7 protein-coding genes and 1 pseudogene are annotated in these 6,433 nt (G+C 68.9%); 6 read left to right on the forward strand and 2 right to left on the reverse strand.

Features of this window, described 5'->3' with window-relative positions; all coding sequences use genetic code 11:
- From CCN56_RS19875 to CCN56_RS19885, 3 genes and pseudogenes are all read left to right on the forward strand, one after another.
- Positions 1–251: pseudogene (locus tag CCN56_RS19875) on the forward strand (hypothetical protein); the annotation flags it as partial.
- A gap of 54 nt (positions 252–305) precedes the next feature.
- Positions 306–512: a hypothetical protein gene (locus CCN56_RS19880; protein WP_086828646.1), complete on the forward strand. Its 207-nt coding sequence runs from the start codon at positions 306–308 to the stop codon at positions 510–512.
- Positions 512–934 carry a hypothetical protein gene (locus CCN56_RS19885; RefSeq protein WP_086828648.1) on the forward strand — a complete coding sequence of 141 codons (423 nt, stop codon included), beginning with the start codon at positions 512–514 and terminating at the stop codon, positions 932–934. The genes CCN56_RS19880 and CCN56_RS19885 overlap by 1 nt, the downstream gene beginning before the upstream one ends.
- Before the next feature lie 67 nt (positions 935–1,001).
- On the opposite strand, the gene CCN56_RS19890 is transcribed toward CCN56_RS19885, so the two are convergent.
- Entirely contained in the window at positions 1,002–1,247 is a 246-nt protein-coding gene (locus tag CCN56_RS19890) for a hypothetical protein (protein ID WP_086828650.1), read from the reverse strand.
- A 48-nt stretch (positions 1,248–1,295) separates the two neighbouring features.
- Entirely contained in the window at positions 1,296–1,862 is a 567-nt protein-coding gene (locus CCN56_RS19895; RefSeq protein ID WP_086828652.1) for a hypothetical protein, read from the reverse strand.
- 180 nt (positions 1,863–2,042) lie between these two features.
- Between CCN56_RS19895 and CCN56_RS19900 the strand changes: the two genes are divergently transcribed.
- The 3 genes from CCN56_RS19900 to CCN56_RS19910 all read left to right on the forward strand — a co-directional run.
- Complete coding sequence (locus CCN56_RS19900; protein ID WP_086828654.1) at positions 2,043–2,627, forward strand: hypothetical protein; 585 nt, start codon at positions 2,043–2,045, stop codon at positions 2,625–2,627.
- A 97-nt stretch (positions 2,628–2,724) separates the two neighbouring features.
- Complete coding sequence (locus CCN56_RS19905; protein WP_086828656.1) at positions 2,725–3,243, forward strand: hypothetical protein; 519 nt, start codon at positions 2,725–2,727, stop codon at positions 3,241–3,243.
- Positions 3,244–3,525: 282 nt separating this feature from the next.
- On the forward strand, positions 3,526–6,433 hold a 2,908-nt coding region (locus CCN56_RS19910; RefSeq protein ID WP_086828658.1), incomplete at its 3' end, for a hypothetical protein.

Here is a 6,433-nt window from a genome sequence, read left to right on the forward strand (position 1 = left end):
CCATGGAGGCTCGGGCGGTCACGGTGACGGTGACCTTCTTCCCTGAGATGACCGGCTGGCCGGTGCTGATGTTCCGCGCGACGCCCTCGGGATCGAGCGACACCGTGCAGCGGCAGTTCTTCAGGTTCGCGACCGCCCGAGCCTCCATGGTGGTCGAGGCCGAGGTCGGAACCGTCTACCCGGATGGCCTGACCGCCGAGGGGACACACTTCATGGCCCGCGCTGCCGCCGCCGTCGCCGCCCGAACGTAAGCGCCCCGGAGGACCACGCGACGCTAGCGGACTCCACCACCCAAGGTGCGCGCCATGACGACCAAGACCACCAAGACCCCGCCCACGAGCGCGCAGGCCGACGGCACGGACACCGACGCACAGGCCCGGCCGACTGAGCTGATCACCCTCTCCCACCACTTGAACATCAGCGGCACCGAGTACCAGCCGGGCTCTCGAATCCGGGTCGACGCCGACTACGCCCGCCGCCTCCGCCGACAGGGCTACGTAGCCCGCGGCTGATGAGTCTCGACCTGGCTTCGGCTGACCCCGTCTCGGCACTGCTGCCATGGCTCCAGCAGCACCCGGCAGTGGCTGCGGCCCTCGGCGGTCCTGATCGCGTGTCCGGTATTGCTGAGGCGCCGTGGCCGCACCTGCGTGTGACCCACGGGCCCGGCGGGGACCTGCGGACTCTGACCTGGGCCACCGAGCCGGAGATCACTCTGGAGGTGTACGGCGACCCGGGCGGGTGGCCAGGGCAGGCCGAGCTTCGCCACATCCTGCTCACCTGCGCGACCGCCGCTGCGGAGCTCCCCGAAGCGCCGCACCGCGCCGGACAGCCTGTCGTCAGCGGCGTACGTCCGTCCGGAACGCTGGTGTGGTCGCCGCTCGTCGACGGACAACCGCGCTGGGTGATGGGCCTGTTGGTCTGCATGCACCCTTGAGGAGCAGGTGCCCGTACTGGGGCGCTTCTGCGGGCGGGCCCGAGGGCTCGCCCGCAGAAGCCGCGGATCAAACCCGCTGCCGACGCTCCACGACAGCCCCTTCTGCCGGGTCGTCGACAGGCGGAGTGGTCTCCTTCGGGGCAACGCTCTGGGCGATCCGAAGGCGAGCACGGTGGATCTTCGGAGCCCAGAAGGCCACGGCGAGCTTGAACAACGGCGGTCCGAAAATCACCACGGCAACACCGAGGACGACGATGGGAGCGTTCTCGGGAACCACGTCCATCAGGGCGTGAGACAGGGGCAACTTCTGCATGAGTTCTCCGTGGGGTTGGCCTGGGTCAGCCAGCCCCGTGGACAGAGGTCAGGCAGCCAAGGCAAGTTCGAAGGGGACGCGGAAGGACACGTCGACCGTCGGAGGACGGGGAACGATCGCGCACCTGAGCCGGGTGACACCGCAGGGGCTCGACTCGACAACGAATGTCTCGTCCTCGTCCCAGAAGCGCAGGACACCGAGGTCGCGCAGAGCCGCGTCCGTCAGGAGCTTCGCCAGGTACTCATGGGCACGCGCCTCCCGCTCGCCAGCGCGTACGAACCCTTCGCTGAAGGACATCTCCTGATCGAGAACCGTCTCTGACGGACCCCAATGCGGGCCGAAGGGGTCGACGATCGGCACGTTGTCCAGGGCATCCACGCCACGCGTGGCCAGGGCCTTCGCGCAGCGAACCGCCAGCCTCAGCCGGCGCGCCTCCTCCTCGTGCCGCCTTGCCTGGTACAGGAGAAGTGCGGCATTCGTCTTGCCCGAGCCGGTAGCTATCTCGATCCGGTAACCCAGAGTCGCCTTGCCCACGCCGAAATCCCCCAGGGGCGTGGCGAGGATCGGGGAGTTGGTGGCGCGGTAGAGCCAGGAGAGGATGGACTCGATGTCCATGCTGCTCCGCTTCGCTCCCCCTGCCACCTTCATGGCGTGGAGTTTACTCCGCGCCGCCTGGTATAGCGGCTGACTACGCCATCGCCGCAGGCAGTTGCCTCGATCGTGAGCACGCGACGCTAAGCACCTTCGCTCCCCAAGGTGCCGGGCCCGACTACCGGACCCAGGGAGCAGCACCTCATGGCAGGCGAGACCGCCAACAACAACCAGATCCTCATCCCGTCCCTCACCCGTGTGTGGCTGGCCCTCGTCGGCACCGCCGCGCCAGCCGACGCGACCGTGGCGATGCCGGCCGGGTGGCGCGCGGTCGGCCTCACCACCGAGGACAGCCTCAAGTTCAACTCGGAGCCCAACTTCGAGCAGGTGCGTAGCGCGCAGAGCAGCTACCCGACCCGCACCTTCCAGACGCAGGACGCCTCGACGATCGAGGTGGACCTCCAGCAGTGGAGCGGTGACAACTTCCGGGCGGTGTACGGCGGTGGCGAGATCACCGAGATCACGGCTGCCGACACGAAGAAGCACTACCGCTTCACGCCGCCCAGGATCGGTGGTCGTACCGAGGTTGCCGCGTGCATCGAGGTCATCGACGGCGGCAAGCACTACCGGTACATGATTCCGCGCTCGATGCAGATGGAGGGCGTGAGCAAGGACCTCGCTAAGACGAAGGAATCGGTCCTCCCTCTCCGTCTCGCCGTGCAGGGCGGCGACGAGACCGACGCCTGGTACGTGATCACGAACGACCCTGCATTCGCCCCGGCTGCCTGACCTCTCGCGGCAGCGCGCGACGTAAGCCAGGCCGGCTTGCCAGTGTCCGCGCGCTGCCGCACCCCGCGACTCAGCACGCACACGAGAGGCCCGCACCATGTCCTTCGTCATCGACCTCGACGCCGCCGCGCGCCGCGAGGCCAATTACCCGCACGGCATACCGGTCGTGTTCGGCGGTGAGCAGTTCCTGTACCCGGCCGAACTCCCGGCGAAGGCCCTCGATCCGCTCCTCGCCGAGGATCTCGACCTCGTCGGTCTGCTGCGCGACATCTTCAACGCGAGCGAGAACCCGACCGCCGCCGTCATCATCGATCTCCTGTTCAAGCGCTCGCGGCTGCCGCGCCAGTTCGTCGAGGCGATCTACCAGGTGCACCGCATCCTCCTGGGCAAGGAGGAGTACGCGCGGTTCGAGGCCCTGAACCCGTCGGTCCCCGCGTACGTCCGTGTCACCGTCGCCCTCGTCAAGGTGTACGGCCTGGACCTGGGAAAGTCCTTCGGACTGGTCGGCTCCTCCGAGACCGATGGGGAGACGTCGAGTCCGACCTCGCACGCTTCTACGGCATCGACGCCCGCGGAGTCTGGCGCGAGCCCGGAGAGCCCGGCTTCCTCGGACTGAGGCGCCTGACCGTCCTGGTCGACGGCCTCCCCGAGGACTCCCGCACCCGATCCGGCCCGATCGACGGCTGGACCAAGGAGACCGAACTCCTCGCGCAGCTGATCGAAGAGGTCAGCATCCTGGCGGCCGACCGGCGACGAGCAGAGCCGACGTCCATCCCCCGCCCGTACAACCCTGCCGACACCGCCTCGGAGCGGGCCGGCAGCCCGCCGCAGCAGTCCTCCCCGGGCACGGGGCACAAGGCGATGCTCGCGGCGGCGATGCAGAGAGGTATGGTCCGCAGTGCCTGAGGGCCTTCAGGCTGGCCGCCTGGACCTGCCGGTCGTCGCCGACCTCAGCGGGTTCGCACGCACCCTTCGTACGAAGGTCGAGGCCGCCGCCGAGGGCCTGGCCGTTCAGGTCAAGATCAAGGTCAACGCCAAGGGCCTGCGCCGGCGGCTCGAAGACGCCGTCAAGGAAGCGTCGAAGGGCGTCACGGCCAAGGTCAAGATCAAGGTTGACGACCAGCGGCTCCGTGCTGAGCTGGACAGCGTTGCCCGGCGGGTCGCCGACACGGACGTCAGCGTGCCGGTCCGGCCCGACGGGGAGTCCGACGGACAAGGGCGTCGGGGCGGACTCTTGGCGGGTATCCGTTCCCTGATCGAGGGGGCGCAGGGCGAAGCGGAGCGCACCCCGGTCACTGTGCCGGTGCAGATGCAGATGCCTCGTCGCCGGGGCTCACTGCGGATGCTCGGCATCGGCTCCCTGCTGTCCCTCGTACAGCCGGCCGTTGCCGCACTCGGTCAGTACGGCGCCGGGCTGACCGCGCTCGCCTCCGCAGCCGCCCCGGCAGTCGGTGTTCTCGGCGCGATCCCCGGGCTGATCGTCGCGGCCGGCACCGCCGCCATCGGCACGAAGACCGCGTTCAGCGGGTTCGGCGAGGCCCTGAAGCTGACCCTGAAGGCGCAGCAGCAGTCCGCGTCTGGGGCGAAGCAGACGAAGGCCCAGCAGTTGGCCCTGGCCCAGGCCGTCGACGGGCTCTCCAGCTCCGCGAAGAACTCCGTCACGGCCGTAGCCGCCCTGAGCGGGGAGTGGCGCACGATGCGCCAGTCCGTACAGGAACGCTTCTTCTCGCAGGTCGCGGACGACATCACGCCCTTGTCGGGGGCAGTCCTGCCGTTGCTGGAGTCCATGCTCGGCGACACCGCCGGGCAGATGGGCAACCTCGCCAAGCGCGGCGCCGAGTTCATGCAGTCGGGGCCGTTCCGCGCCGACTTCAAGAAGATCGCCGCCACCAACACCAGCCTGGTCGGCCACATGACCGACGGGCTGGCGAACTTGGGGCACGCCAGCGTCGACTTCCTCGTGGCCGCCGGACCGTTCACCGAGTGGGTAGGCAGCGGGATCGAGCGGCTGACCCAACACGCGCGGGCCTCGGTCCAGGCAGGTCGCGAAACCGGGGCCCTTGCCCGTTTCCTCGACAATGCGCGCGAGAAGTCGGCCCAGCTCGGCCGTTCCACCTGGGACCTGATCAAGGGCCTGGGCGGCGTCGGGAAGGCGGCGCAGGACACCGGCAGCGCCCTCCTGGACGGGTTCGAGGGCACCATGTCCCGCTTCAAGAAGTGGGCGAACTCGACCAAGGGTCAGGCGTCGATGAGGAGTTTCTTCTCCGACGCCGCTCCCACCTTCCACGAGTTGAACCGGCTCGTCGGAGACTTTTTCCGCGGCCTGGGGCGGGCGGCGAGGGACAACGGGGTCACCGACCTCATCCGGCAGATCCGCACCGAACTGATGCCCGCCCTGGGCAGCTTCTTCAGCTCGGTAGGCGACTCGATCGGCCCCGCGCTGGTCAGCCTGGTGTCCAACCTCGCCACGGCGATCGGGAACTTGTCGGCGGCGGGAAGCGGGCTAGGCGTGCTCTTGATGGCGTTCAACGGCCTGCTGCACACCTTCAACTCTCTGATGAGCGTGATTCCCGGCGCGAACACCGTCCTCGCCGCAGTCCTGGGCACGATGCTCGCCCTCAAGGTCGTCAGCAGCGTCTCCACCGCGATGCGAGGCTTCGGCACCTCCGTCGCTGCGGCGGCGCAATCCGCCGTTTCGCTGAGCGGCGTGATGCGCAGCGGCCTCGCTCCCGGAGCGATCGGCCCGACGGCGACGGTATGGGATCGGATGGGCCACGCCTACCGCACAGCCGCCGCCGAGGGGGGACGTCTGGCCGGTGCGCTGCGCGGCATCGGCGCGGCGAACCGAGTCGCCTCCTCAACCATCGGCGGGATGATGTCCGCGCTCGGCGGCCCTCTCGGTATCGCGATAGCCGGCGTGACGATTGCTCTCGGACTGCTCGCCGCCAAGCAGGAAGCCGCCGCCCGTGCGGCAGCCGCGCACGAGGAGCGGATCAGCTCCCTGGCGCAGGCCCTCGCGGACTCCAACGGCCAGATCGACGCGAACGTCCGCGCGCAGGCGGCGCAGTACCTCCAGGACGTGAAGCTGTCCGACGGCAAGGGCAAGCTCGTCGACACCCTCCGCGCGGCCGACGTCACCCTCAAGCAGGTCACCGACGCCTACCTCGACCAGGGCGGTTCGATCGAGGGCCTGGAGACGAAGCTGCGCGGCCTGGCCAAGGAGACCGAGCACTACGTGTCGATGGGCCCCAAGGCAGACGTCCTGAAGATGACCCCCCAGGGCGAGAGGTACCAGGCCGCGGCCGACGCCCTGAAGGGCATGAGCGGTGAACTGGACAAGTCGAAGGCCAAGGCCAAGGAGCTGAACGAAGCCGTCAACGGGACGGCGAGCACCGGCTCATCCGCTTACGACAGGCTCCAGTCCGCCGTCCAGGGCTACAGCGACAAGACGAAGAGCGCTGACGAGCGCACCGCGAGTCTGCGTCGCGCGCTCGACGCCCTCAACGGCAACGCACAGAGCTTCCATGACGCCTCCGCGCAGCTCAACTCGGTGATGCTCCAGATCGACGAGACGATGAAGGGCAACATCGACCGCGCCGAAGGCTGGGGCGCGGCCCTCGTCGACAACGACGGCCTGGTGAACACCAGCACCCGCAACGGTCAGACCCTCAACTCCCAGCTCACCGAACTGCGCGACTCGATGCTCGCCGTCGCGACCCGCGCTCAGGAGGCGTCCGAGCAGGGCATGATGCCCATGTCCGAGGCGATGGACAAGAGCCAGGCGGCCATGGAGCGGGCCCGCTCCA

The sequence above is a fragment of the Streptomyces sp. NRRL B-24572 genome, assembly GCF_002156145.1.
In the GTDB taxonomy this organism is placed as follows: Bacteria; Actinomycetota; Actinomycetes; order Streptomycetales; family Streptomycetaceae; genus Streptomyces; species Streptomyces vietnamensis.

Coding starts and splice junctions, on each gene's coding strand:
- CCN56_RS19885 (WP_086828648.1), top strand. CDS start 512: ATGAGTCTCGACCTGGCTTCGGCTGACCCCGTCTCGGCACTGCTGCCA.
- CCN56_RS19890 (WP_086828650.1), bottom strand. CDS start 1,247: ATGCAGAAGTTGCCCCTGTCTCACGCCCTGATGGACGTGGTTCCCGAG.
- CCN56_RS19900 (WP_086828654.1), top strand. CDS start 2,043: ATGGCAGGCGAGACCGCCAACAACAACCAGATCCTCATCCCGTCCCTC.
- CCN56_RS19905 (WP_086828656.1), top strand. CDS start 2,725: ATGTCCTTCGTCATCGACCTCGACGCCGCCGCGCGCCGCGAGGCCAAT.
- CCN56_RS19895 (WP_086828652.1), bottom strand. CDS start 1,862: ATGGACATCGAGTCCATCCTCTCCTGGCTCTACCGCGCCACCAACTCC.
- CCN56_RS19880 (WP_086828646.1), top strand. CDS start 306: ATGACGACCAAGACCACCAAGACCCCGCCCACGAGCGCGCAGGCCGAC.